Below are 26803 nucleotides of genomic sequence, written 5' to 3'. Positions count from 1 at the left end.
AAAGAAATATTTTCCATATAAGTTATTGATGTAAACAGGAATATGGTATATGATTAAGAAATGATGACACCTTGTATACGTTGAGAAAAGGGAAATGGAAGAGGAGCTTTATACAGCGGGGGAAAGGTGGGAAACGGCAGGTATATAAGGGTGAGGTGGAACATAGCTCCGGAAACAATATCATTGGTTATCCTGGGAATCATATGGGTGTATTCCAGGAAGGGCAGCCATCTGCCAAGCCTGAAGAACAGAATGTTCCAGGGGTGCCTGACCGTTACCTTTGCAGCCATGTTTAGCAACATTCTGTCCACCTTTATGCTGTGCGGCTATATACCGGTGCCGGTCTGGGTCACCTGGTCAGTCACTACCGTGTATTTCATACTGACGCCTCTCATGGGACTGGTGTATTATCTTTATGTGATTTCCATTATATACGAAGAAAAGCCCCAGCTTTACCGCATGCTTCTGTTGGGCGGAATCCCCGGGGCCATCTATACCTTGCTGGTGCTGTCCAATTGTTTCACAAAATGTCTCTTCGATATCACTGTGAATCAGGGGTATGAACAGGGCAGCCTGATTTTTTTGACCTATCTTATTTTTTATGCGTATTGCGCTGGCTGCATTGTTGTTGCCGTCAGGAACCGGCGTTCCATAGACAGCCATATTTATCATATATTGGCTGCATTTCCTGTATTGGCTGTTCTGGTAATTCTTTTTCAGCAGATGTATCCGGATATTATATTGTCCGGTTCTGCTGCCACCTGCGCATTGCTGATTATCTACCTGCATCTTCAGAACCGTCAGATATCCCTGGACTATCTCACCAATGTGCCCAACCGTCAGGAACTGCTCAACATGCTGGACCTCCTTCTGAGAAGGTATCCGGATAAAGACTTTACGCTGCTGGTGGTATCCATACGGGATTTCAGGCAGATTAACAATGTATGCGGCCAGCATGGAGGAGATGCCTTCTTAAGGCAGGTATGTGCCTTTTTGTGCAGTGTGGGGCCAAAGGAAAATGTCTACCGGTACAGCGGTGATGAGTTTGCGCTTTTATTCATTAATGAGGGCGGGGAACGTATACGTCAGTGTGTCCATGACATAGAGGCCCGTATGAAACAGCCGTGGCAGAACCAGGACTACCAGTTTAAGCTTCCGGCCGTCATGGGAGTTATCCGCCGTTCAGAGTATGTGAAGACATTGGAGGCAGCGGTCAGTTCCATTGAATATGCGGTGTCACAGGCAAAGACGGGCAGATATGGACAGGTTTGTTACTGTGACCAGGATATGCTGGAAAAACTGGAGCGTAGAAAGAAAATCATCAGAATACTGAAGGGGCAGCTTGCCAATCACATCGTGGAAATGTATTACCAGCCCATCTATTCTGTGGGGACCAGGGAGTTCCGGTATGCGGAATCTCTGATGCGTATGAACCACACGTCCATAGGACCGGTCTATCCCAATGAATTTATACCCATTGCAGAGGAGACAGGTCTTATTATTGAACTTACATATGTGATTCTTGACCAGGTCTGTAAATACATTAACCGGCTCATAGAAAAAGGACTGCCCATGGAGGCCATCCATGTGAATTTTTCCGCTATCCAGTTTTCACAGCCGGATTTGGCCCGGAAGGTACTGGAAATCATCCAGCGCAACGGCACACCCATGTCTGCCATTAAAATTGAATTCACGGAAAGTACGCTTGCTGAGAATCCGCAGGTGGTAACGGATTTTGCCCTTGAGATGAGGAAGCACGGGATTGAAATGGGACTGGATGATTTTGGGACCGGGTATTCCAATATCGCCACCGTCATCCGCATCCCGTTCGGCACCATCAAACTGGATAAAAGTCTGGTATGGGCTTCCATAGACAACCCCACTTCAGCCATGACCATAAAGCATCTGGTGCATGCCTTCAGGGACCTTGGAATGACCGTGATTGCCGAGGGAGTGGAGACGGAAAGCCAGAGACAGCTGGTGGAGGATATTGGGGTGGAGCAGATACAGGGATATTATTATTCGAAGCCCCTGCCGGCGGATGGGATGGAGGAGTTTCTGAAGATGAACGGAAAACACTGCAGCGGAGAACATCCCTAGGGGGAGGGGAGCAGAAGGTTGCGTTATTCACGTATAACTGTTATAATCATCAAATAATGGATACAAAATAATCCTATCTATATAAGAACCTGAAAGGAGGTATGCAGGGAGACCTGTATACAGTATATATGAAAAATATAAGTCCTATCAAAATGTGGTCTGCCAGGGAGCAGGTGGTTAATTCTCTCAGGGAGGCAATACTTACAAGCGAGTTAAAGGCAGGAGAGAGGCTGGTTTTAAGCGATTTGTCAGCCCGGTTGGGAGTTTCCGTTACCCCAATCAGGGAGGCCCTACAGAGCCTGGAACGGGAAGGCCTGGTGCAGCTGATGCCTCATAAGGAGGCAGTTGTGGTGGGGATTGACCGTAAATATGTCACTGATTATTATGTGACGCGTGCAATACTGGAAAGCGAAGCAGCTGCCATGGCCTGTGAGGCAGAGGATATGACCGCCCTGAGCGGCCATTTAAAAAAAATGGAGCAGGTCATTGAAGAGGAGCGCTATCAGGATTACGCCGATTCAAATTACGATTTACATGAAGCAATCTGGATTTTGGCTGATAATGAGAGAATGGAAGGAATCCTGAAGACGCTTTTCATATCTAATTCTCTGGCCAGAAATACCAGCCTTAAGGATAATGCTTTAGTGTCATTTGGGGAGCACAAGGAAATTGTGAAGGCGATTGAGATGAGAAATAAAGAGGAAGCCAGACAAAAGATGCATGACCATATGATGCGGAGTCTGAGGGATACACTGTCAAAGTATGAGGAATAACAGGGAATTGTGAGATTTGCTGTAAAAATGTGATGAGAGGTATTGACATTTGTGCATAATACTAATATAATTTATACATAAATATTGGATACATTATTTGATATAACATATATTTCAGGTTTGTATCCAATTTTTGGGGCTATTAATGTATAAAAAGGAGGAAAAGCAATGAAGAAGGGAAAACACTTAGTAAGTCTGATTTTGGCAGCAGCCATGGCAGCAGGTCTGTCGGCATGCGGGGGACAGACAGCACAGCAGTCAACAGCAGCGGCTACAGAGGGGACAAAGCAGGCGTCTGAAGCAGCACCGGCAGAATCACAGGAGAAGGAAACAGCACCAGCCGGTAAGGCGGAGGTTACATTATCGCTGAATCATGTGGGGGCGACCACCCATCCTTACCAGTATGGTTCCGAGCGTTTCGCAGAACTGGTTTCAGAGAAAACAGGCGGCAGGATTGCAGTGGAGGTTTATCCCGCATCCCAGATTGCTTCCGGTGCAAAGTCAATTGAGTTTGTACAGATGGGAACGCTTGATATTGCCCTGGAGTCTACCATGTCTGCCGAGAATTTTGTACCTGAGATAGGTGTTCTGAATCTTCCGTTCCTGTTTGAGAATGCGGACCAGGCGTTTACGGTTCTGGATGGAGACGTAGGCGATGAGCTGAGGGCAGCGGCTGAGGCCAAAGGCTTTAAGATATTATGCTGGATGTACAACGGATTCAGAGACATCAGCAATTCTGTTAAGCCCATAACCGGACCGGAGGATTTGAAGGGACTGAAAATTCGTGTTCCTGAAAGCCAGGTATTCCTGAAAACATTTGAGACATTGGGCGCGGTTCCCACACCAATGGCCGTATCTGAGGTGTTCACAGCCATGCAGCTAAAGACGGTTGACGGTCAGGAGAATCCATCCGCCATCTTTGTCAATAACAAATATAACGAAGTAAATGACTACTATTCCGTGACCCATCATATTTTCACGGCAGAGCCGCTGATTATGAGTCTGGATAAATTCAATTCCTTTAGCGGAGACGACCAGAAAGCGCTGCTGGAGGCGGCCCAGGAAGCAGCTGAGTACCAGAGGAAGCTGGCCATAGACAGTGCGGACCAGGAGCTTCAGCAGATAAAGGATGCAGGCGTCAATGTGAACGTAGTGGATGACATGAGTACGTTCAAGACAGCTGTCCAGCCGGTGTACGAGGCATTTAAAGACCAGTATGGAACCCTGATTGAGGAAATTCAGGCAGCTGTTAAATAGGAGGAGTGTGATTTCATGGGGAATTGTGTGGGCAGAGTAGTCCATGTGGTGGACAAGATTATGGAGGCGTTCTCGGCATTGATACTGGGCGGCATGACGCTTTTCATATTTGTCCAGGTGCTGGCCAGGTACGTGTTTAAATCCCCTCTGGCCTGGTCTGAGGAGGGGGCCAGGTTCCTGTTCATCTGGATGACCTTTATTGCTGGTTATGTGGGAGCAAGAAAGGGCCAGCATATAGGGGTTGAACTGATTCAGAACCTGTTTCCGGAAACGGTAAGGAAGGGGATGAAGGTGCTCTGTGATTTGATATCCATTGGATTTTTCATCATGGTGCTATATTACTGCTGTGCTCAATGGGATAAACTCAGCGCCCAGACATCGCCTGCACTAAAGCTTCCCATGGCCTTTGTCTATCTGGGAATGATGCTGGGATGTCTTGGAATGGCAGTAAGCTATTTCTTACATATCTTTGAAATACTGAAGAGAGAGAGGAGGGAGGACGCCTCATGACAGGGTTGTTATTCGGAAGCTTTTTCGTACTCATGTTTCTGGGAGTTCCCATTGCTGTGGCTCTTGGCCTAGCAGCGGTGATTGCAATCTTGACAGGTCTGAATTCATCTTTGATTGTAACGGCCCAGTCCATGTTTAATGGAATCAACTCCTTCCCGCTTATGGCAATTCCCTTTTTCATCCTGGCAGGAAACATGATGGGTGAAGGGGGAATTTCCAAGAAGCTGGTTACATTTGTAAATTTAATCTTCAGCCGAATTACAGGCGGACTGGCCATGGTGGCCATTGGGGCATCCATGTTTTTTGCAGCCATATCCGGTTCATGTCCGGCTACTACGGCAGCCATCGGAGGAATCATGGTTCCCGAGATGAAGGACAGCGGCTATGAGAAAACCTTTGCGGCCGCAACGGTGGCGGCTGCGGGAACCGTGGGACAGGTAATACCTCCCAGCATACCCATGGTTACATACTGTGTTCTGGCTAATACATCAGTCAGCACCCTGTTTCTGGCAGGTGTGGGTCCGGGCCTTTTGATGGGACTGGCAATGATGGTGGTGGCGTACCTGTATGCGAAGAAGAACAACGTACCTGTAATAAAGGAGAAGAAGAGCCCCAAGGAAGTACTGCATATATGCCTGGACAGTATGTGGGCCCTGATTATGCCAGTCATTATTCTGGGAGGAATATACAGCGGCATTTTTACTCCTACAGAGGCCGGAGCAGTGGCAGCCGTATATGGGATGGTGGTGGGATTATTTGTATATAAGGAACTTAAGTGGCGTGATATTCCAAAGGTGGTGTGTAATTCAGCCATGGCAGCTTCGGTCATCATGCTGATTATGGCGACTGTCTCCACCTTTGGATATGTACTTACCATGGCCAGGATACCACAGGCCATCGCGGCATCCCTTCTGTCTTTTACCACCAATAAATATGTCCTGCTGTTCCTGTTTAATATCGTGGTCCTGATTGCGGGCTGTTTTCTCAATTCATCCGCAGCAATCGCGCTTCTGACGCCGATTCTTCTGCCGGTGCTTACAAGTGTGGGCGTGAATCCGTATATGGTAGGTATCGTATTTATCGTGAACATGGCAATCGGTATGATTACTCCTCCGGTAGGCAACTGTCTGTACGTGGCATGTAATATAGCGGACATTAAATTTGAAGCGTTGGTAAAGGCCATCATGCCCTATTTGATTGCCCTGATTATATCTTTACTGGCAATCACATACATAGAGCCAATCAGCATGACCCTGGTTAACATATTAGGATAAAACAGAGTGAGGTATAGGACTATGACACACGAAGATGCAAAGCAAAAGTTTACGGACATCATGGAGAAATTCATTGCAATGAGCAGCAAGCGGCTTCCCGATGACGTGTATGCGAAGTTGAAGGAGTGCGGGGAAAAGGAAGATAATGATATCCAGAAAGTGATTTATAATGCGTATTTTGAAAACCTGGATATGGCAGAAAAACTTAGCCGGCCATGCTGTCAGGATACAGGACTCCTGCATTTCTACATTAAGATGGGAACGGGATTCGCATATCAGGATATGGTAGCGGAAAGCCTGAGAAAGGCCACACATAATGCAACGTACAGTGCTCCCCTGCGTCAGAACACAGTGAATTATTTTGAGGAGAGGAACACCAATGACAACACAGGAGAAAGGATGCCATGGATTAACTGGGACATTGTACCGGATAATGATGACCTGGAAATCATAACGTATTTTGCAGGCGGCGGCTGCTGTCTGCCGGGGCGTTCCCAGGTGTTCAAGCCCTCTGACGGTTACGCAGCCATCATCAGGTATGTGTTTGATGCTGTGTCCGACCTGGGCATCAATGCATGTCCTCCCCTGATTGTGGGCGTGGGTCTGGGACATAATGCCGAGAATGCAGCTCTTTTGTCCAAGAAAGCTTATCTGAGACCGCTTGGCACAAGCCATCCTCACCCAAAGGGAGCAAAGCTGGAAACGGATTTGCTGGAAGGACTTAACAAGCTGGGAATCGGGGCTCAGGGCCTTAGGGGAAACTGTGCTGCCATGGAGGTACATATAGAATCATCTGCGCGCCATACAGCCACCATTGCCATCGGCGTGAATGTGGCATGTTATGCCCACCGCCGGGGCGTAATCCGATTCCACAATGATTTGTCTTATGAGATGCCGACATATAAGGGGGTAACGCTATGAAAAAGATATTGACTACACCGGTTACTACCGAGGATATTAAAGATTTGAGAACAGGAGACATCATCTATCTGTCGGGAGAGCTGGTAACAGGGCGTGATGACGTCCATCACCGTGTGGTTCATGAGGGACTTGCCTGTCCCTATGATTTTACCGGGGGCGCCATCATGCATGCAGGACCTATTATCAGGGAAGAACCGGGAAAGAACACCATGATTTCCATCGGCCCTACCTCTTCCATCCGGATGGAGGCAGACGCAGCTGATTTTATCCGCCTTACAGGGGTCAAAATCCAGGTGGGAAAGGGAGGAATGGGTGAAAAAACCTCTGAGGCATGTAAGAAATATGGGGCAATCCATTGCGTATACCCGGGAGGATGCGCCGTATCCGCGGCAGCACATGTGGAAGAAATAAAGAATGTATACTGGCGGGAACTGGGGATGCCGGAATGTCTGTGGGTGATGAAAATCAAGGAGTTTGGTCCTCTGATTGTATCCATTGACACAGAGGGAAATAACATGTTTGTGGACAACAAGAAATTTTATGCTTCCCGCAAGGAAGAATGCATGGCCCCAATTATTGACAGTGTCAAAGATTATATGAAGGTAGAGCAGGCATGAAAGGAGGGGAGGAAATGATGACAAAGACAGAGGCCGTGGAATATATGACAGATATCATGGCGAAATTCGTGGGGTACAGCGGAAAGGTGCTGCCTGATGATGTGACGGAAAAACTGAAGGAGCTCAGGGCGCTGGAGACAGGAGAATTGCCCAAGACCATCTATGACACCATGTTCAGAAACCAGGAATTGGCAGTTCTTTTGGACCGCCCCTGCTGTCAGGATACAGGGGTCCTGCAGTATCTTGTGAAATGCGGCACCAGGTTTCCTCTGATTGATTTCGTGGAAACGCTTCTTAAGGAGGCGACGGTCAGGGCAACATTTGACGCACCCCTGCGTCACAACAGCGTGGAGACATTTGACGAATATAATACGGGTAAGAATGTTGGAACGGGGACCCCTACCATATTTTGGGAGATTGTTCCGGAATGCGATACCTGCGAGATTTATTCCTATATGGCCGGCGGCGGCTGTTCCCTGCCCGGCAAGGCCATGGTCCTTATGCCGGGTCAGGGATATGAGGGGGTCACGAAATTCGTGCTGGATGTGATGACCAGTTACGGATTAAATGCCTGCCCGCCTTTGCTGGTGGGTGTGGGTGTGGCAACTTCAGTGGAAACCGCTGCCTTACTGTCAAAAAAGGCGCTGTTCAGACCTCTGGGAACCAGAAATCCAAATGAGAGGGCGGCTAAGCTGGAAAAACTTCTGGAGGATGGCATCAATGAAATCGGTCTGGGGCCCCAGGGGGTATCAGGCAGAATGTCCGTGATGGGCGTACATATTGAAAACACGGCCAGGCATCCATCCACCATAGGCGTGGCAGTAAACGTGGGATGCTGGTCCCACAGGAAGGGACATATTATCTTTGATAAGGATTTGAAGTATACCATCATTTCTCATAAGGGGGTGACTCTGTAATGGCTAAAAAAATATTAACCACGCCAATAAAGGCGGAAGATTTGGAGGATATTCATATAGGTGATATTATATATCTCACAGGACATATAACCACCTGCCGCGATGTTGCCCACAGGCGTCTTATTGAAGGCGGACGGAAACTGCCCGTGAATCTGGAGGGCGGAGCCATCCTGCATGCCGGTCCAATCATACGCCCCCTGGAGGAAGGCCGGTATGAAATGGTTTCGGTGGGACCCACCACCAGCATGCGCATGGAGAAGTTTGAGAAGGAATTCATCCGGGAAACAGGCGTGCGCCTTGTAGTGGGAAAGGGCGGCATGGGTAAGGGAACAGAGGAAGGGTGTAAAGAATATAAAGCCCTGCACTGTGTATTTCCTGCGGGCTGTGCAGTGGTGGCAGCTGACAGCGTGGAAGAAATCGAGCAGGCTGAGTGGCTGGATTTGGGAATGCCGGAGACTCTTTGGACATGCAGGGTCAGGGAGTTTGGTCCCCTCATTGTATCCATTGACACATATGGACGGAATCTTTTTGAAGAGAACAAGGTAAGGTTCAACGAGAAAAAGGACAAGGTTTACGGGAGAATCTGCCAGGAAGTACATTTCATAAAATAATGGGAGAGCAGGGAGAATCATGGCATTTACACAGTGGAAAGGGATATTCCCATATCTTGTATCACCCGTGGACGAGGACGGGAACGTAAAGGAACAGGTACTTCGCAATCTGGTGGACCATCTCATTGCATGCGGCGTTCATGGACTTACCCCTTTGGGAAGCACCGGGGAGTTCTTTTACCTGGACTGGGAACAGCGCAGGGAAATTGTCAGAATTGTGGTGGAAGCCGCGGCCCACAGGGTGCCTGTGGTTGCCGGGGTTGCGGCTTCCACAAACAGGGATGCCGCATTTCAGGCCTCTGAATTTGAACGGCTGGGAGTGGATGGAATCCTGGGAATCCTGAACGTGTATTTCCCATTAAAGCAGGATGGGATATACGGCTATTTTGCAGGCATTGCAGGAGCAGTGTCCTGCCAGGTAGTCGTATACAATAACCCTAAGTTTACAGGTTTTGAGATTGAGATTCCCACGCTGAAAAAACTGTCCCAAATATCAAATATTAATTACTATAAGGATGCATCCGGCAATACCGGGAGACTTCTTCAATTGTCTAATATAGTTGGAAACGATTTGAAGATATTCAGTGCATCCGCCCATGTTCCTGTATTTGTCATGATGCTTGGCGGGGCCGGATGGATGGCCGGTCCTGCCTGCCTGCTGCCAAAGGAGAGCGTCATGCTGTATGAATTATGCGCCCGGAAACGCTGGGACGAAGCATTCAGGCTGCAGAGAACCATGTGGGAAGTGAACCGTGTTTTTCAGAAATATAATCTGGCTGCCTGCGTAAAAGCAGGCCTGGAGCTTCAAGGGTTCCCCGTGGGAAATCCCATTGCGCCAAATCAGCCGTTGGGGAAAGAGGCAAGAGAAGAAGTGGGCCAGGTTATCCGGTTGATTAAGAAGGAGTTCCATACGTTGTAGTGTATGGAACTATATTTTAACTATTATTTTGTATCCAATATAAGATAGCACAGAAAAAAGGGGAAGAGACATGGTAATTAATAAAAATGCCGTAGCGGGTACACTGGAATCCAGCGATATCATGGTAGTTGTCCAGCCGGCTGAGCACGGCATACATATTGAACTTCAATCTTCGGTGTACCAGCAGTTTGGGGACGATATCATAAGGACAATCCGGGAAGTGGCTAAGTCACTGGAAGCAGAGGCAGCTTTCATTCAGGCCAATGACCACGGCGCACTGGACTGCACAATCCGGGCCAGGGTTGAGACGGCTCTTCGCAGGGCGTCAAAGGAGGAGGCTATATGAGACGTACTATGCTATTCTTACCGGGAAATAATCCCAATATGATTGTGAACGGCGGTCTTTTGGGAGCGGACAGCATTATATTTGATTTGGAAGATGCGGTGGCGCCTGACCAGAAGGACGCTGCCAGGATTCTGGTGAAGTCAGCTCTGGGTTCCCTTGATTTCGGCAGATGTGAAATCATTGTCCGAATCAATGCACTGGATACTCCCTACTGGGAGGAGGACCTTCAGGAGATGGTGCCTCTCAGGCCTGCAGTTATCATGCCAACTAAGGTCAGCGATGGGGATTACATCAGAAAGCTGGACCGGAAAATCACTGAAATAGAAGAGAAAAACGGAATGGATGCGGGTAAGATTAAGCTGATACCGCTGCTGGAAACAGCCATGGGGATTGAGCATGCCTATGAGATAGCGGCCGCATCACCGCGGATGGAAGCACTTTACCTGGGGGCGGAGGATTTGACCGCGGATTTAAGATGTGAACGGACAAAGGAAGGAAAGGAAATCCTGTATGCCAGGGGCCGTCTGGTGTGTGCAGCCAGGGCTGCCGGCATAGAGGCATATGATACCCCGTTTACGGATGTGGAAGATATGGAGGGGCTCAGAAAAGATGCCAGGTTGGCCAAGGGGCTGGGCTATACAGGTAAGGCGGTTATCAATCCCCGCCATGTGGAGGATGTAAACCGCATCTTCAGCCCGGGGGAGAAGGAGATACGCTACGCAAGGGAGGTATTTGAAGCCATCGGAGAAGCCAAACGCCAGGGAAAAGGCGCAATTTCCCTGAGAGGGAAGATGATTGACGCTCCGATTGTACAGAGGGCAAGGCTTGTACTGGAAGCAGCGTCTGAGCTGGAGGGGGTGAATTATTTTGAGTAAATTAGTGTCAAGCCTGAGGGAGGCAATTGAACGGTGCGGACTGAAGGATGGAATGTGCATATCCTTTCATCATCATTTCCGGGGAGGGGATTTCATCTTGAATATGGTGATGGAAGAGATTGCGGACATGGGAATCAGGAATCTGAAAATCAATGCCAGTTCCATCCATGACAGCCATGCCCCTCTGATAAAACATATGGAACACGGCGTGGTCACTGCACTGGAGACTGATTATATAGGACCTGTGGTGGGAAAGGCAGTCTCACAGGGAGTCCTTGAAACGCCGGTTATATTCCGGACCCACGGTTCAAGGCCCAGTGTAATCCAGTCGGGTGAGTCCCGGATTGATATAGCCTTTCTGGGAGCTCCCGCATCGGATGACAGAGGGAACTGTACCGGTACAATCGGCAAGTCGGCCTGCGGTTCGCTGGGATATGCATTTGCGGATGCCGCATATGCTGATAAGGTGGTCATCATCACGGATTATCTTGTACCGTATCCCCTGACCAGGCGTTCCATCCCAGAGGAATATGTGGACTATGTGGTGAAGGTGGATGCCATTGGTGACCCGGCAGGAATTGTTTCAGGAACCACCAGACTGCCCAAGGACCCCATTGCACTGAAAATTGCGGATTACGCGGCAAAGGCCATAGAGGCATCCGGTTTATTAAAGAACGGGTTTTCATTCCAGACAGGTGCAGGCGGCGCCTCGCTTGCAGTGGCGGGATTCCTGAAGGATATTATGCTGAAACAGGGTATAAAGGGAAGCTACTGCCTGGGGGGGATTACAGGATATATAGTGGATATGCTGGAGGCAGGCTGCTTTGAGGCAATACAGGATGTACAGTGCTTTGATTTGAGGGCAGTGGAATCCATCAGGGATAACCAAAATCATATGGAGATAACTGCCAGCCAGTATGCAAGTCCCACTGCTAAAAGTACGGCGGCCTCGTCCCTGGATGTGGTGGTGCTGGGGGCGACCCAGATTGATACCCGGTTTAATGTCAATGTACATACGGATTCAAACGGTTATATCATAGGAGGCTCAGGCGGCCATACAGATGTAGCGGAATGTGCCAGGATGACCATTATCGTGGCGCCTCTCAGCCGTGCCAGGATGCCGCTTGTTGTGGATAAGGTGGACTGCATATCGACGCCAGGTTCCTCGGTGGACGTTCTGGTGACCCAGTATGGCGTATGCGTGAATCCGCGCCGCGCGGATTTGCTGAAACGTTTTGCAGGGGCAGGCATTCCGGTGGCGGATATACATGAATGGAAGGCATTGGCTGAGAAGATGAATGGAATTCCACGGTGCATTGAACATAAGACTTCCAGAACCGTGGCAAAGGTTATGGGGCGTGACGGTACCCAGATGGATACAATATTCCAAGTAGAGTAATATGGAGCATCTTATATTTGCATTAAATGCAACGGTTCCGGTTTTTTTACTTGTGCTGCTGGGGATGGCATTCAGGAAGACTGGTGTACTGGCACGGGATTTTGCAGATAAGATTAACCAATTTGTATTTAATGCCTCCCTGCCTGCAGTCCTGTGGAGAGACCTTTCAGGAGCTGATTTTCTGGAGGTCTGGGACGGGAAATTCATTGGCTTTTGTTTTGGGGCTACCATAACCAGTATATTGATTGCCATGCCGGTATCCTTGATTCTGAAGGACAGGGGGATAAGAGGTGAATTCATACAGGCATCCTACCGCAGCAGTGCGGCTTTGCTGGGAATTGCTTTTGTGCACAATATATATGGCAGTTCAAGCATGGCCCCATTAATGATAATCGGCTGTGTTCCCTTATATAATATCATGGCTGTGGTGATTCCGGAGATGATGAGGCCGGGCAGGAAGAAGAATGGGTTCGGCCACTACCTTTGGTCCTTTTGTCATGGCTAAAAATATGGGGTATGATGGTGACCTTACTTCGAACACAGTGATGATTACGACCCGCGGATGTGCACTGACATTGACAATCGGGCTTTATGTATTAAAAAGCCTGAATCTGATTTGAGGAAGGAGTTGCAGATAAATTATATGAAAGTACATAAAATTGCAGTCATACCAGGAGACGGGATAGGACCGGAGGTGTTGGCAGAAGGGATTAAGATTCTTAAAAAGACAGCCTGTCTGGACGGAGGTTTTTCTTTTGAGTTCACACAATTTCCATGGGGGTGTGAGTATTATCTTGAACATGGAAGGATGATGGATGAGAACGGGATTGATATTCTGAAGGATTTTGATGCCATATATTTAGGGGCTGTGGGAGCGCCCGGGGTACCGGACCATATCTCTCTGTGGGACCTGCTTCTGAATATACGTAAAAGTTTTGACCAGTATATCAATCTTCGGCCGGTGGTGCTGCTGAAGGGAGCGCCCTGCCCTCTGAAGGATGCGAAACGGGAAGATATTGACATGATATTTGTGCGGGAGAACAGCGAGGGTGAATATGCAGGCAGCGGAAGCTGGCTCTATAAGGGGAAACCTAATGAAGTAGTGATTCAGGACAGCGTATTCTCACGTTTTGGATGTGAACGGGTCATCCGCTATGCCTATAATCTGGCGAGGGAAAAGGGTAAGACGCTGACAAGCATAAGCAAGGGGAATGCCCTTAATTATTCCATGGTTTTCTGGGACCAGATATTTAAGGAGGTGGGACTTGAGTATCCGGATGTCAAAACCTATTCTTATCTGGTGGATGCGGCCAGTATGTTCATGGTCAGGGACCCAAAGCGCTTTGAGGTGGTGGTGACATCCAATCTGTTTGGGGATATACTCACAGACCTTGGCGCAGCAATTGCAGGAGGACTGGGACTGGCGGCAGGCGCCAATTTGAATCCTGAACATAGATTTCCTTCCATGTTTGAACCGATTCATGGGTCGGCGCCTGATATCGCAGGCCAAAATATCGCAAATCCTCTTGCTTCCATATGGTCTGCCAGCCAGATGCTGGAGTTTTTCGGATACAGTGAATGGGCTCAGAAGGTCCTGGATGCAGTAGAGACAATCATGTGTGAGGGCCGGATACTTACGCCGGATATGGGAGGAAGTTCAACCACCTCCCAGGTAGGAGATGAAGTGGCGGCCATATTGGAACGGTAACCACGGTGATGTATGGCAATTGACAGAGGCTTAAGGAGGCGCTAAAATATGGAGGGGGATTCATCTCAATTACAAATGAAGTGAGGAAATAAATGAAAAGCATCCAGAATATTCAGACCAAGGACCTTGTGGTCCAGATTTTACGGGAACAGATTCTTTCCGGCGATTTGAAGCCGGGAGAAGAATTGACTCAGGAAGATGTGGCAGAAAAATTAGGGGTATCCAGAATGCCTGTGAGGGAGGCATTACAGGCCCTTACCCAGGAAGGATTTCTGACGAGGATGCGCAACCGCCATGTCTGTGTGTCCCGCATGAAGCGGACCCAGGTGTTGGAGTCATTTCGAATTATGGCTGTGGTGGAGTCTGAAATGCTTGGTATGCTGGATGAACCGGCGGCTCAGGTGCTGGTAAATCATATTGAGGAAACCATAAAGATATTGGAGCAGGGCAGAGAGGACAGAGGAAGGGAACTGGAATTGGAATACCACTGGCTGGTCGGTGAACTGCTTGAAAACCCATATTTGCAGCAGATGCTCAAAAAGCTTCAGGAGGGCTATTTATCATATGTCCTTTTGAAACTGCCTTTTATACAAAGCGAAAGGCTGGTTCTCCTGCAGCAGTTAGGAAATGCTGTCCGAAAGAGAGAGTGCTCAGTCATAAAGGACGTTCTGGTGAGGTATTTCCAGCATCTGGCTGACATTCTCCTCAGCCGGGAAACCGTATGATACAGGGGAAGGGGATTTTTATGAACCAGGAGCTGATTCAGAGCTTAAGCGTCATTACGGAAGAAGAAAAGAAGATACTGGAAGGCAGTCCGGATATTGACAGGACCCTGTACATGGACCGGGAGGACATGGTCATTGACAGTGACAAGCTTCTGGAGGCAGGCAGGCTCATTACCATCCGGCCCCACACCCGCTTCGTACATTTTCCGGAGCACACACACAACTATGTGGAAGTGATTTACATGTGCCGCGGGGAGACGACTCATGTGGTGGACGGCAGGGAACTGAAGCTAAAGGAAGGGGAACTGCTGTTCCTGAACCAGCATGCTGTCCAGGAAATCCAGCCTGCGGGCCGGGAAGATATAGCGGTGAACTTCATCATTCTTCCGGAATTTTTTGACACGGCCTTCCGCATGATGGGGGAGGAGGAGAACCTGCTGCGGAACTTTATTGTGGGATGTCTCTGTGATGATACCAGATACGGACGTTACCTTCACTTCCAGATAGCGGACGTGCTTCCGGTCCAGAACCTGGTGGAGAATCTGGTGTGGTCCCTTATGCATGAACGGGAGGGAATGCAGTCCATGAACCAGACCACCATGGGCCTGCTGCTGCAGCATCTCATGCATTATACAGGGCGAATCCGGGTGAACCGGGACAGCGAACAATCCTTTGAGCAGCAGCTCACCCTCCAGGTCCTGCGCTACATAGACGAGCATTACAGGGAGGGCAGTCTGACTGAACTGGCAGCCCTGATGGGATATGACGTGTACTGGCTCAGCCGGGCCATCAACCGTTTGCTGGGCCGCAATTACAAGGAATTGCTGCAGATTAAGCGGCTGAACCAGGCCGCGTTTCTCCTGCACAGCACGCGTATGCCGGTGGCGGATGTAAGCTTTGCCGTGGGCTATGACAATACCAGCTACTTTTACCGTATATTCAGGACCTATTACGGAATGTCACCCAGGGAGTACAGAAGGAACGGATAGAAGGTCCGGGTTGCACAAGGCTGCCGGTCCAAAACAGTGTTTAAGTGCAAATAAGGACGCATTTTTTTATAAATGCCGTTCTTATTTTTTTGTTCTTTCTGATATATGATGGTGATAACAGACGAGGAGGTATGACAGTGAACCGTTATTATCTTGCAGTGGACATAGGGGCATCCAGCGGGCGGCACATCCTGGGGTGGATGGAGAACGGAACGATGAACCTTCGGGAAATCTACCGTTTTTCCAATGGCATGGAAATGGAGGACGGAACCCTGTGCTGGAATCTCAGCCGGCTTTTTGAGGAAATCAAGGCCGGAATGAAAGAATGTAAAAAACTGGGAATCAACCCGGTGAGCATGGGCATCGACACCTGGGCCGTGGACTTTGTCCTTTTGGACAAACAGGGACATGTGCTGGGCAAAACAGCCGGCTACAGGGACAGGCGTACCGAGGGAATGGATTTAAAGGTATATGAGCGGATTTCCAGGGAGGAGCTGTACCAAAGGACCGGCATCCAGAAGCAGATTTTCAACACCATTTACCAGCTGATGGCAGTGAAGGAACAACAGCCGGAAATTCTTTCCGGGGCGGAAAGTTTCCTCATGGTGCCGGATTACTTAAACTACCTTTTGACCGGGGTAAAGAAGCAGGAGTACACCAATGCCACCACCACCCAGCTGGTAAATCCCTCCCAACGCACCTGGGACAGGGAATTGATTGAGACACTGGGATATCCCCGGAAGCTTTTCGGTGAATTGTCCATGCCGGGAACCGTGGTGGGAAGACTCAGCGGGGAGATACAGAGGGAGACGGGCCTGGATTGCCAGGTGGTGCTTCCGGCCACCCATGATACTGGCTCCGCTGTGGCGGCCGTGCCTTCCAACCGGGACCATGTGCTCTATATCAGCTCAGGAACCTGGTCCCTAATGGGGACGGAGCTTAGGGAGGCTGACTGCCGGAAGGTGAGCATGGAGGCCAACTTTACCAACGAGGGCGGATATGAGTACAGGTACCGTTTCCTTAAGAATATCATGGGGCTGTGGATGATTCAGTCCGTGAGAAAGGAATGGAAGGAAGCTGGGGAGGATTATTCCTTTGGCGAAATATGCCAGAGGGCTTCCCGCGAAACCATTTCCTCCATTGTGGACTGTAATGACAGCCGTTTCCTGGCTCCTGAGAGCATGTGCGGCGCGGTAAAGGCATACTGTGAGGAGACAGGACAGCAGGTGCCTGAGACCAAGTGGGAGATGGCGGCCGTGATTTATAACAGCCTGGCGGACTGCTACCGCATCTGCTGCCGGGAAATCGAGAGTCTTACAGGTGCGGGCTATGACTGCATCCACATTGTTGGAGGCGGAGCCAATGCAGACTACCTGAACCGCCTGACAGCAAAGGCCACAGGAAAAACTGTATATGCAGGCCCGGCCGAGGCCACGGCCATTGGGAACCTGGCAGTGCAGATGATAGAGGGGAATGAGTACCGGGACCTTGAGGATGCCAGGGACAGTATATTCCGCTCATTTGAAATTAAAACATATGAACCTTGATGAAATGGTTTTGTGAGGGGAGGGGACCGTATGGTCAGAAAAGGATTTAAGATGTTCCTCAATCCGGGAATGGCAGAGGAATATGAGAGGCGGCACAATGAACTGTGGCCTGAGATGAAAGAAATGATACACCAGTACGGCGGACATAATTACAGCATTTTTCTGGACAGGGAGAACCATGTGCTCTACGGGTACCTGGAAGTGGAGGACGAGGAACTCTGGGACCGGTCAGCAGATACGCCCGTTAACCGCAGGTGGTGGGACTATATGGCCGACATCATGGAGACCCATGCGGACAACAGCCCGGTATGCGTTGACTTTGTACCGGTATTTCATTTGGATTAAAATTTGATGGTGAAAAGGAGAATACCATGGACATACAGGAAAGATATGAATCAGCAAAAGAAATCTACGCCGGATTAGGCGTTGACGCGGACGCGGCAGTGGAGCAGCTCAGGAACATTCCCATTTCCATGCACTGCTGGCAGGGGGATGACGTCATGGGATTTGAGGGTGCGGACAGTCTGTCCGGCGGCATCCAGGCAACGGGAAACTATCCTGGAAAGGCCAGAAATCCCCAGGAGCTTATGGCGGATATTGACAAGGCATTGAGCCTGATTCCGGGAAAGCACAGAATCAATCTTCACGCCAGCTATGCCATTTTCCAGAACGGGGAAAAGGCGGACCGCGACGCACTGGAGCCAAAGCATTTCACGAAATGGGTGGAATTTGCAAAGGAGAGAGGGCTGGGACTGGACTTCAACCCTACCATGTTCTCCCATCCAAAGGCTGAGAACGCCACCCTGTCCAGCGAGGACCCTGAAATCAGGAGGTTCTGGATTGACCACTGCAAGGCCTGTGTGCGCATTTCCCAGTACTTTGCTCAGGAGCTGGGAAGTCCCTGCGCCATGAACATCTGGATTCCCGACGGATTCAAGGATGTACCGGCTGACCGCACCAGTCCAAGGGCCAGGCTGAAGGATTCCCTGGACCAGATTCTGGCCATGGATTACGATAAGAGCAAGGTGCTTATTGCAGTGGAATCCAAGGTGTTCGGCATTGGTATGGAGAGCTGTACCGTTGGCTCCCATGAGTTTTACATGAACTATGCTGCCTCCAGGGGCATCATGTGCCTGCTGGACAGCGGCCACTTCCATCCCACGGAAATGATATCCGATAAGATTTCCTCCATGCTGTTGTTTTCAGACAAGATTGCCCTTCACGTAAGCCGCCCCGTGCGCTGGGACAGCGACCATGTGGTGCTCTTTGACGACGAGACAAGGGAGATTGCTAAGGAGATTGTCAGGAACGACCCCGGCAGGGTGCTTCTGGCCCTGGACTTTTTTGACGCCAGCATCAACCGTGTCTGCGCATGGGTGGTGGGTATGAGAAACATGCAGAAAGCCCTTTTATATGCCCTGCTTATGCCGAATGAGAAGCTTGCAAAGCTTCAGGAGGAGCGCAGGTTCACGGAGCTCATGATGGAGCAGGAAGAGCTTAAGACATATCCATTTGGGGATGTGTGGGATTATTTCTGCCGGATAAACCAGGTGCCGGTGAAGGAACAGTGGTTTAGGGAAGCAGAATCCTATGAGAAGGAAGTACTCTTAAAGCGCAGCTGACAGATTGAAAAAATAATGATTGTGAGGAATAGAGGATGAAAGTATTAGACACAGCTTTTGCAAAAGGCTTCATACGCGTGTGTGATGACGGATTTAACCAGAACTGGCATGAGAGAAACGGCGGCAACTTAAGCTACCGCATCAAGCCGGAGGAAGTGGAGTCCGTGAAGGAGGAGCTTTCCTATGACAGGGAGTGGCAGTCCATCGGCACCAGCGTACCTGCCCTGGCAGGTGAATATTTTATGGTGTCAGGAAGCGGCAAATTCATGCGCAACATGATTCTGGAACCGGAGTCCAACTGCTGTATCCTGGAGGTGGACCAGGCAGGGGAGAACTACCGTATCTGCTGGGGACTGGTTAAGGGCGGAAGGCCCACCAGCGAGCTGCCCACCCATCTGATGAACCATGAGGTGAAGATGAAGGCTACAGAGGGCAGATACAGGGTGATTTACCATGCCCATCCTGCCAATATCATTGCCCTGACCTTTGTCCTGCCCCTGACAGATGAGGTGTTTACCAGGGAACTGTGGGAAATGGCCACGGAGTGCCCCGTGGTATTCCCCTCAGGCGTGGGCGTGGTGGGCTGGATGGTGCCCGGCGGACGCGACATTGCCGTGGCCACCAGCAGACTGATGGAGGAGTACGACGCAGCCGTATGGGCCCACCACGGCCTGTTCTGTGCAGGGGAGGACTTTGATTTGACCTTTGGCCTGATGCATACCATTGAGAAGTCGGCTGAAATCCTGGTAAAGGTGTTAAGCATCCGCCCGGACAAGCTTCAGACCATCACACCCCGGGATTTTAAGAATCTGGCAGTGGATTTCCATGTGAACCTGCCTGAAAAATTCCTGTATGAGAAATAGGCGGTAAAAAACAGGAAGCTGATAAAAAGAAAATAAGATGGCGGAAAAAAGAGGGGACATTCCCGGGAAGGGGAATGCCTCCTCTTTTGGTGTACAACAGCAATCATACAATGTTGTGGTAAAAATGGGACTGCAGAGTGCGGCTTCCGGCGGGAGATGGCCGGCGGGAGATTACCCTCCGGATTTGCCGGCAGCTCTACCGGCTGGAAGAAAGCTGCTCCGTGTCCTCCTCGAAATCCGTGGTCAGCTCATTGGTATAGGTCACTGTGTTCAGGGTTTTGCGGTATTTGAGAGGGGAAATGGTCATGAAGGATTTGAACATCCGTTCGAAGTAGGTCAGGCTTTCATAACCCAGCTCATGGGCAATCCCGGAGATGCTCATATCTGTTTCCTCCAGCAGGCGCTTGGCCCTGCGTATGCGGTGTATGTTGGTGTACTCCGTGACCGTGTATCCCGTAATCTCCTTAAAGGTGCGGCACACATAATATTTGCTGAGATAGAAGTGGGCGGCCAGCTCCTCCAGGGAAATATTCTGCTCGCAGTTTTCGGAAAGATAGTCGGCTATGGCGTAGGCCGTGCGGTATTTGGGGTGGTCGGAGGAATGGGGGCTGGCGCCCTCCTGCTTTGACACATAGGAAGTTATCTTAAAGAGCCACGTAAGGGTTTCCAATTCAATGCCAATCTTGTAATTGCGGGCCTTTTCAGTCATGGCAATGCGCAGGTTGCGGTAAAAGTTAAGGAACAGGGCCTGCTGCTCCTTATCCAGGTGGTAGACCCCGTAGTGCTCATGAAAGAACCGCACCAACTGCAGGGAAGGGTACCTCTGGTCAAAGGACTGCATCCGGTCATAGGCAACGTACAGGATGACGCGGTTATGGCCGGTGTCCTCTGCTGTCACGGATTTTGTCATGTGAATCAGGTTGGTGTCCACCAGAATCAGGTCCCCGGAGCGGGCCACGTATTCCCTGTTGTTGAAGAAAAAAAGACGCTCCCCTTCTATGATGTAAAAAATCTCGTATTGGTTGTGGAAATGCTTTACCCGCATGTCGAACTTGCCGTAGCGGACCATCTGCTCCAGGGAAATCCCCTCAATCTCTCCGTAAAATGTCACCTTTTCCATATGTCTGGCCTATCCTCCTGTTCCTGTGCATCCATGTATAGTATAGTTGTAATCAATCAGGCTGTACCTGTCAACAGATGAGAGCAATATTGTTTGAAAAATGTCAAAAGACTGCAACACGGAATAAGAAACAGCCCTCGGTATATGATACAATCTAGTCAAACAAGAGTACAGAAGATATGCATCAGCCCATGGGATTATCTGTACTTATTGCAGATGGTGAACTGCGTATGAAAAGGAGAGAGAACATGAAATCTTGCAGGAAAACAATCGGTATAGCGGCAGCGGTTTTAAGCGTGGCCGTCATATGTGTGACCTTTTTCCAGGTGACAAGTGCAAAGGCCAGCGACAAGCTGGTAATCAGGCTGGCTCACAACCAGGCGGCGGGCTCTGAGATAGCGGATTCCATTGCCCTGATATCGGATATTGCGGCAGAGGACGCTTCCATGAATATGGAGGTGCAGATTTATCCCAGCGGTGTCCTGGGGACCGAGAAGGACATCATTGAGATGGTGAAAGCGGGAATCCTGGACATGGCCAAGGTAAGCTCCAACACCCTGGGGCAGTTTAAGGAGGAATACTCCATTTTCGCTGTTCCATATCTTTTTAACGGACAGCAGCATTATTACGACGCCATGCAGAAGTCGGAGAAGGTAAAGGAGCTGTTCATGTCCACGGAGGACGAGGGTTACATAGCCATTGGTTACTATGCCAACGGGGCCAGGAACTTTTATCTGAAGGAGGATAAGCCCTGTGTTGAACCTTCTGTATTAAAAGGCAAGAAGATACGCTCCATGCCCAACACCACCTCTATGGACATGATTGAGGCCATGGGAGGAACCCCGGTGCCCATGGCGGGAGGGGAGACTTATGCGTCCCTTCAGCAGGGCATTGTGGACGGCGCGGAGAATACGGAGCTGGTGCTCACCGTGGACGGACATCAGGATTTGGTAAAATCCTATACATATACGGAGCACCAGTATTCGCCGGATATTTATATCATCAGTACCAAGACCTGGAACCGCATGACAGCACAACAGCAGGATTATCTGGTAAAAGGATTTGAACAGACCAATGAGAACTTCAAGCAGCTCTATAACGGCATGATGGATGAGGCCGTTGCGGAGGCTGAATCCAACGGCGTGCACATTTACAGGGATATAGACAAGACTGCGTTCATACAGGCGGTACAGCCCATCCATGATAAATTCTGTGCCAAGGGCGGGAGTTATAAAGCACTGTATGACGATATCCAGAAGTACGCAGAGTAAAAGGGGGAAAGCAAGATGATGAAAATATTGAACCGGTTTCTGGAAACCGTGCTGGCCATTCTGGTGGCGCTTATGGTGGCGGGATGCTTCTGGCAGGTAATTACCCGCTTCCTGCTGCACAATCCCAGCAAATACACGGAAGAACTTTTAAGATACATGCTCATATGGCTTACCATGCTGGGGGTGCCTTATGCCTACGGCAGGGATAGCCATCTGTCCATCAACCTGATTACCAGGACATTTAAGCCAAAGAACCTGACAAGGATAAAGATAGGAATCGAATTCCTGGTCCTGTTCATCAGTATCTTTGTGATGATAGCGGGAGGCTTTATGGTGACTCTTAACTCGGCAGGCCAGATATCTCCGGCCATGCAGCTTCCCATGCAGGTATATTACATATGTGTGCCCATAAGCGGCGTTCTGATGGTATTATACTGTGTGCAGCGTCTCATCGTGTTTACAAAAGATTTAAAGGAGGAGAAATAGTATGGAAATTCAGGCAGCCATTGTTCTGGTCCTGGTATTCTTTCTCATGCTGGCCATGAGCGTACCGGTATCATTCAGCATCATTTCAGCGTCACTGCTGACCATCATCATGTTCCTGACACCTGGTTTCGGCATGTTTGTCTCTGCCCAGAAGATTGTCAGCGGAATCGACAGCTTTACCCTTTTGGCCGTGCCCTTCTTTGTGCTGGCGGGACTGCTTATGAGCAGCGGCGGTATTGCCAAGCGGCTGATTAACCTGGCCATGCTTTTTCTGGGCAGGGTTCCCGGCTCCCTGGCCATGACCAACATAGCGGGCAACGCCATGTTCGGTTCCATATCAGGCTCGGGCATTGCAGCGGCAACCGCCATCGGAGGCGTCATGCTGCCCCTGGAGGAGGAGCAGGGATATGACAAGGGTTTTTCAGCGGCCGTGAATATTGCCACCGCGCCTGTGGGCCAGCTGATTCCGCCCACTGCCTCCTTTATCGTGTATTCCGCTGCCAGCGGAGGTGTCTCTGTTGCAGCATTACTCATGGCAGGCTGGGTGCCGGGACTTTTGTGGGCAGCCCTGTGCATGGCAGTGGCCTGTGTCTACGGCGCAAAGCACGGATATGTGATGAAGCGGGACAAGATGACGGCAGCCATCGTTGTAAAGACCGTATGGGAGGCAATTCCCAGCCTGTTCCTTATTGTTATCATAATCGGCGGCATTCTTTCCGGTTATTTCACCCCCACCGAGGCATCGGGTGTGGCCGTTGTATATGCCTTCCTTTTATCGGTATTCGTATATAAGAGCATTAAGATAAAGGATATGCCCAGGATACTGGTGGACACAGCGGTTATGACCACCATCGTCATGCTGATTATCGGAGCATCCTCCGTGCTGTCCTTTGTCCTGTCCTTTACAGGATTGCCCCAGGCTATCAGTAAGCTGCTGCTGGGGATTTCCGATAACCGGATTGTCATTCTGCTGATTATCAATATAACACTGCTGATTGTGGGAACCTTTATGGACATGGCTCCGGCCCTGCTCATATTCACGCCTATTTTCCTTCCCATTGTAAAGAGCCTGGGAATGGACCCCATCCAGTTCGGAGTCATGATTGTCATGAACCTGTCCATCGGCACCATTACGCCGCCGGTTGGAAATGTTCTCTTTGTGGGATGCAGCGTTGCCAGACTGCAGGTGGAGGACGTAATGAAGAAACTGATCCCCTTCTTTGGAGCTATTGTGGCTGCATTGATGTTCATTACCTTTGTGCCGGGATTCAGTCTGTGGCTGCCCGGCGTCCTGGGATTGCTGAAATAAGAGCAGGAAGCGCAGGGATATTAAATAAGGAGCGGGGATGAAAGAAGGAGCGAAAATGAAAAGAGGAGCGAGGATGAAATGAGGAGTATGGACGGAGTGAAGAGCAGGGAAGAAATACAGCAGGCAGACCGTGTGTGGAACATAGATAAGAGCCTAATCCAGGAAAAGCTGGACCGGGTCATTGAAAAGCTCATGAACCTGGGCGGACCTGAGAACAGGGAGGAACTGGCTGAAGGAGGGGAGGCCATTGGCTTCTTCAAACGGGATTTCGGAATCCGGGAATGGGACTGGCCCCAGGGCGTGGGGCTGTACGGGCTGCTGAGAATCATGCAGGCACGGAAGAATGAGGATTATAAGGAATTCCTGTACCAGTGGTTTAAGGACAATATAAAGGAAGGACTTCCATCCAAAAACATCAATACCACCACACCCCTTCTCACATTGGCGGAGCTTAACGAGTATTACCACGACCAGGAATTTGAAGCGCTCTGCCTTACATGGGCGGACTGGCTCATGAACTGCCTGCCCAGAACAAGGGAAAGAGGATTCCAGCATGTAACCAGCGCCAACGGGGACCGCCAGGGAGTGCGGCTCAATGAAAATGAGATGTGGATTGACACCATTTTCATGACAGTGCTGTTTCTCAACCGAATGGGGCAGAAATACCGGAACCAGACATGGATTGATGAGTCCATCCACCAGGTGCTGATGCACATCAAGTATCTGTGCGACAAGGAGACAGGGCTGTTTTACCACGGATGGACCTTCAATGAAAGGAATAATTTCGGCGGCATCTTCTGGTGCAGGGGAAACAGCTGGTTTACCTTGGGGATACTGGATTACATTGATATGTTTAAGGGGACCATGAATGCCGGGGTAAAGGAGTTTGTGGTGGATGCATATAAGGCTCAGGCAGAGGCTCTGAAGGGGCTTCAGGGCAAAAGCGGGCTGTGGCACACGGTGCTGACCGACCGGGACAGCTATGAGGAGGTTTCGGGCAGCGCCGCCATCACAGCGGGAATCCTTAAGGGAATCCGCTACGGAATCCTGGATGATTCCTATCTGCCCTGTGCATGGAAGGCAGTGAAAGCCATTTTGGATAACATTGACAGGGACGGAACCGTGCTCAATGTGTCCGGAGGCACCGGAATGGGATATGACGCTGACCACTATAAGAACATACTGATTGCGCCCATGGCGTATGGACAGTCCCTGACCATACTGGCGCTGGCAGAGGCTTTGCTGCACCTGGATTAGGCAGCAGGTACCGCATGCACTGTTATTCAGACCAGGGGGCGCCGGACCTGCTGCTGCAAACGAAAAGGAGGAGTGAACCTTGAGGAGATTTGACTGGAGGGAAATCAGCTCCAAACGAATGAGGAACATACCGGAGATTTTAAGCGGTTTTGACCCGGAACTGCCTTCCTACACCCGGGAATACGGGCTGGCCAGCTTTTATGAGGACCTGGACCGGGAGGGAGTTTATCAGGTGGATATTGACCTTGAGGCTGTCCGGGAAACGGATGAACTGTTTCTGTTCGCAGGCAGAAAGAACCTGTGTTACTATGGAAGCCTGTCAGCCGGAGAACGGCTTAAGGTGCGGGTATACGTCCATGCAGGCGATATCATTCCCAGATACCACAGTGTCCCCTGTGCCATGAGGAAGGTCTTTGTGACAGCCGCATGCCGGAATCCGGAGAACCTGGGAGGCTGGGACATAAAGGTTAGCCCTGTCCCGGCCGGGGTGAAGACCGTGTATCTGGCAGGGGATTCCACTGTGGCAGACCAAATCAGTGAGGTCCCCTATCATCCGGGAGCCTGCTTTGCATCCTGGGGCCAGGCCCTGACCGCCTATGTGGGCGGGACCTGGGCAGTGGATAACCAGGCACACTGCGGGCTTTCCACGGAAACCTTCCGGAAAGAGGGGCATATGGATATCATCCGCAGGGAAATAAGGCCGGGGGATGTCTGCATGTTCCAGTTTGCCCACAATGACCAAAAGCAGTGGTATCTGCAGCCCTCACTGGGATACAGGGAGAATCTGTGCCGGTTTCTGGATGAGATAAGGGAGAAACAGGGCGTTCCCGTGCTGGTGACTCCCCTTGGAAGAAATACCTGGCTGGAAGGCGGCAGCCGTTATCTGGACCTGCTGGAGGAGTATGCCGTGGAAACGGCATCCATTGGAAAGGAACAGGGAGTGCCTGTCATTGACCTGCACAGGTATTCCACAGGGTTCTATCAGGAAAAGGGTTTTGAGGAGAGCAAAGGTTATTTCCATCCCGGGGACATGACCCACACCAATGAGTACGGAGCAGTACTTTTTGCAGGTGTGGTTGCGGACGGGCTGAGACAGTGTGTTCCGGGGTTCGGCGCCTGTACATGCGGCGTGACCAGAAACATGGAGCCGGCCGCAGGATTGTGGGATGCCCTGAAACAGGAGGGGGATGCCAGAAATATGACGGATGAAGAAAAAGAACAGTTTGATGCCCTGGAAAAGTCCCAGGACAACCTGATACGCGCGGTGGAGGAAGCCCGGGCAGGGTTTCGCAAATTTCATGAAAAGTGTCTGTAACCATTAACAGGCACTTTCTTTTTTTGCGTATTGATAATATAATAGGCACATGTATACTGCTGTAAAGCTGTC

General features: G+C 50.1%; 27 protein-coding genes. 26 read left to right on the top strand and 1 reads right to left on the bottom strand.

The annotated features are described in order from the left end of the window. Positions 1-150 precede the first annotated feature (150 nt). The 21 genes from I2H39_RS03970 to rhaD all read left to right on the top strand — a co-directional run bounded on the left by I2H39_RS03970 (position 151) and on the right by rhaD (position 19973). Positions 151-2100: a bifunctional diguanylate cyclase/phosphodiesterase gene (locus I2H39_RS03970; RefSeq protein ID WP_330640973.1), complete on the top strand. Its 1950-nt coding sequence runs from the start codon at positions 151-153 to the stop codon at positions 2098-2100. 128 nt (positions 2101-2228) lie between these two features. Next, positions 2229-2873: a GntR family transcriptional regulator gene (locus I2H39_RS03965; RefSeq protein ID WP_240305518.1), complete on the top strand. Its 645-nt coding sequence runs from the start codon at positions 2229-2231 to the stop codon at positions 2871-2873. Positions 2874-3041: 168 nt separating this feature from the next. Then, positions 3042-4130, top strand: coding sequence for a TRAP transporter substrate-binding protein (locus I2H39_RS03960; RefSeq protein ID WP_138305948.1), 1089 nt, complete (start codon positions 3042-3044; stop codon positions 4128-4130). 15 nt (positions 4131-4145) lie between these two features. After that, positions 4146-4640, top strand: coding sequence for a TRAP transporter small permease (locus I2H39_RS03955; protein ID WP_138305949.1), 495 nt, complete (start codon positions 4146-4148; stop codon positions 4638-4640). Next, positions 4637-5914 carry a TRAP transporter large permease gene (locus I2H39_RS03950; RefSeq protein WP_195625831.1) on the top strand — a complete coding sequence of 426 codons (1278 nt, stop codon included), beginning with the start codon at positions 4637-4639 and terminating at the stop codon, positions 5912-5914. The genes I2H39_RS03955 and I2H39_RS03950 overlap by 4 nt, the downstream gene beginning before the upstream one ends. Before the next feature lie 21 nt (positions 5915-5935). Further along, positions 5936-6835: a L(+)-tartrate dehydratase subunit alpha gene (ttdA, locus tag I2H39_RS03945; RefSeq protein WP_138305951.1), complete on the top strand. Its 900-nt coding sequence runs from the start codon at positions 5936-5938 to the stop codon at positions 6833-6835. Then, complete coding sequence (gene ttdB / locus I2H39_RS03940; RefSeq protein ID WP_138305952.1) at positions 6832-7452, top strand: L(+)-tartrate dehydratase subunit beta; 621 nt, start codon at positions 6832-6834, stop codon at positions 7450-7452. Before ttdA (I2H39_RS03945) ends, ttdB (I2H39_RS03940) begins: the two co-directional genes overlap by 4 nt. A gap of 14 nt (positions 7453-7466) precedes the next feature. Continuing rightward, the gene (gene ttdA / locus I2H39_RS03935; protein ID WP_330640972.1) at positions 7467-8369 is read left to right on the top strand and encodes a L(+)-tartrate dehydratase subunit alpha; all 903 of its coding nucleotides are present in this window, start codon (positions 7467-7469) and stop codon (positions 8367-8369) included. Then, positions 8369-8980, top strand: a complete 612-nt coding sequence (gene ttdB, locus I2H39_RS03930; RefSeq protein ID WP_138305953.1) for a L(+)-tartrate dehydratase subunit beta — start codon at positions 8369-8371, stop codon at positions 8978-8980. The genes ttdA (I2H39_RS03935) and ttdB (I2H39_RS03930) overlap by 1 nt, the downstream gene beginning before the upstream one ends. A gap of 19 nt (positions 8981-8999) precedes the next feature. Further along, positions 9000-9899 carry a dihydrodipicolinate synthase family protein gene (locus I2H39_RS03925; protein ID WP_138305954.1) on the top strand — a complete coding sequence of 300 codons (900 nt, stop codon included), beginning with the start codon at positions 9000-9002 and terminating at the stop codon, positions 9897-9899. A gap of 70 nt (positions 9900-9969) precedes the next feature. Further along, the gene (citD, locus tag I2H39_RS03920; protein ID WP_138305955.1) at positions 9970-10245 is read left to right on the top strand and encodes a citrate lyase acyl carrier protein; all 276 of its coding nucleotides are present in this window, start codon (positions 9970-9972) and stop codon (positions 10243-10245) included. Continuing rightward, complete coding sequence (locus I2H39_RS03915; protein ID WP_138305956.1) at positions 10242-11120, top strand: aldolase/citrate lyase family protein; 879 nt, start codon at positions 10242-10244, stop codon at positions 11118-11120. The genes citD and I2H39_RS03915 overlap by 4 nt, the downstream gene beginning before the upstream one ends. Beyond that, positions 11113-12519, top strand: a complete 1407-nt coding sequence (gene citF, locus I2H39_RS03910) for a citrate lyase subunit alpha (protein WP_195625830.1) — start codon at positions 11113-11115, stop codon at positions 12517-12519. Before I2H39_RS03915 ends, citF begins: the two co-directional genes overlap by 8 nt. Position 12520: 1 nt before the next feature. Next, entirely contained in the window at positions 12521-13024 is a 504-nt protein-coding gene (locus I2H39_RS03905) for an AEC family transporter (protein ID WP_330640971.1), read from the top strand. Positions 13025-13162: 138 nt separating this feature from the next. After that, a complete protein-coding gene (locus I2H39_RS03900) occupies positions 13163-14227 on the top strand; it encodes a tartrate dehydrogenase (protein ID WP_195625829.1) in 1065 nt (354 codons plus the stop codon). Positions 14228-14319: 92 nt separating this feature from the next. Then, positions 14320-14952 (top strand): GntR family transcriptional regulator, encoded by a 633-nt coding sequence (locus I2H39_RS03895; protein ID WP_195625828.1) that lies wholly within the window; start codon positions 14320-14322, stop codon positions 14950-14952. Beyond that, positions 14949-15941: an AraC family transcriptional regulator gene (locus I2H39_RS03890; RefSeq protein WP_330640970.1), complete on the top strand. Its 993-nt coding sequence runs from the start codon at positions 14949-14951 to the stop codon at positions 15939-15941. Before I2H39_RS03895 ends, I2H39_RS03890 begins: the two co-directional genes overlap by 4 nt. A gap of 131 nt (positions 15942-16072) precedes the next feature. Then, positions 16073-17488, top strand: coding sequence for a rhamnulokinase (rhaB, locus tag I2H39_RS03885; protein WP_207739814.1), 1416 nt, complete (start codon positions 16073-16075; stop codon positions 17486-17488). Positions 17489-17518: 30 nt separating this feature from the next. Further along, on the top strand, positions 17519-17833 hold the full coding sequence (gene rhaM, locus I2H39_RS03880) for an L-rhamnose mutarotase (protein WP_138305962.1): 315 nt from the start codon (positions 17519-17521) through the stop codon (positions 17831-17833). Between the two features lie 26 nt (positions 17834-17859). Further along, positions 17860-19110: an L-rhamnose isomerase gene (locus tag I2H39_RS03875; RefSeq protein ID WP_138305963.1), complete on the top strand. Its 1251-nt coding sequence runs from the start codon at positions 17860-17862 to the stop codon at positions 19108-19110. A gap of 35 nt (positions 19111-19145) precedes the next feature. Next, positions 19146-19973, top strand: coding sequence for a rhamnulose-1-phosphate aldolase (gene rhaD / locus I2H39_RS03870; RefSeq protein WP_195625827.1), 828 nt, complete (start codon positions 19146-19148; stop codon positions 19971-19973). A gap of 196 nt (positions 19974-20169) precedes the next feature. Here the strand turns inward: rhaD and I2H39_RS03865 are convergent, their stop codons facing one another. Next, entirely contained in the window at positions 20170-21093 is a 924-nt protein-coding gene (locus I2H39_RS03865; protein ID WP_138305965.1) for an AraC family transcriptional regulator, read from the bottom strand. Between the two features lie 248 nt (positions 21094-21341). Here I2H39_RS03865 and dctP point away from each other — a divergent pair, with 248 nt between their 5' ends. The 5 genes from dctP to I2H39_RS03840 all read left to right on the top strand — a co-directional run bounded on the left by dctP (position 21342) and on the right by I2H39_RS03840 (position 26731). Continuing rightward, positions 21342-22364, top strand: a complete 1023-nt coding sequence (dctP, locus tag I2H39_RS03860) for a TRAP transporter substrate-binding protein DctP (protein ID WP_138305966.1) — start codon at positions 21342-21344, stop codon at positions 22362-22364. Positions 22365-22379: 15 nt separating this feature from the next. Then, the gene (locus tag I2H39_RS03855; RefSeq protein ID WP_195625826.1) at positions 22380-22850 is read left to right on the top strand and encodes a TRAP transporter small permease; all 471 of its coding nucleotides are present in this window, start codon (positions 22380-22382) and stop codon (positions 22848-22850) included. Between the two features lies 1 nt (position 22851). Continuing rightward, a complete protein-coding gene (locus I2H39_RS03850; protein ID WP_195625825.1) occupies positions 22852-24159 on the top strand; it encodes a TRAP transporter large permease in 1308 nt (435 codons plus the stop codon). Between the two features lie 192 nt (positions 24160-24351). Continuing rightward, a complete protein-coding gene (locus I2H39_RS03845; RefSeq protein ID WP_195625980.1) occupies positions 24352-25416 on the top strand; it encodes a glycoside hydrolase family 88 protein in 1065 nt (354 codons plus the stop codon). 79 nt (positions 25417-25495) lie between these two features. After that, entirely contained in the window at positions 25496-26731 is a 1236-nt protein-coding gene (locus I2H39_RS03840; RefSeq protein WP_195625824.1) for a rhamnogalacturonan acetylesterase, read from the top strand. The last annotated feature ends 72 nt before the right edge of the window (positions 26732-26803 follow it).

Source organism: Clostridium sp. 1001283B150225_161107_B6 (assembly GCF_015556325.1).
GTDB lineage: Bacteria > Bacillota > Clostridia > Lachnospirales > Lachnospiraceae > Enterocloster.
Note: the sequence above shows the minus strand (reverse complement) of the source record. Positions and strands in the feature narration are given on the sequence as shown.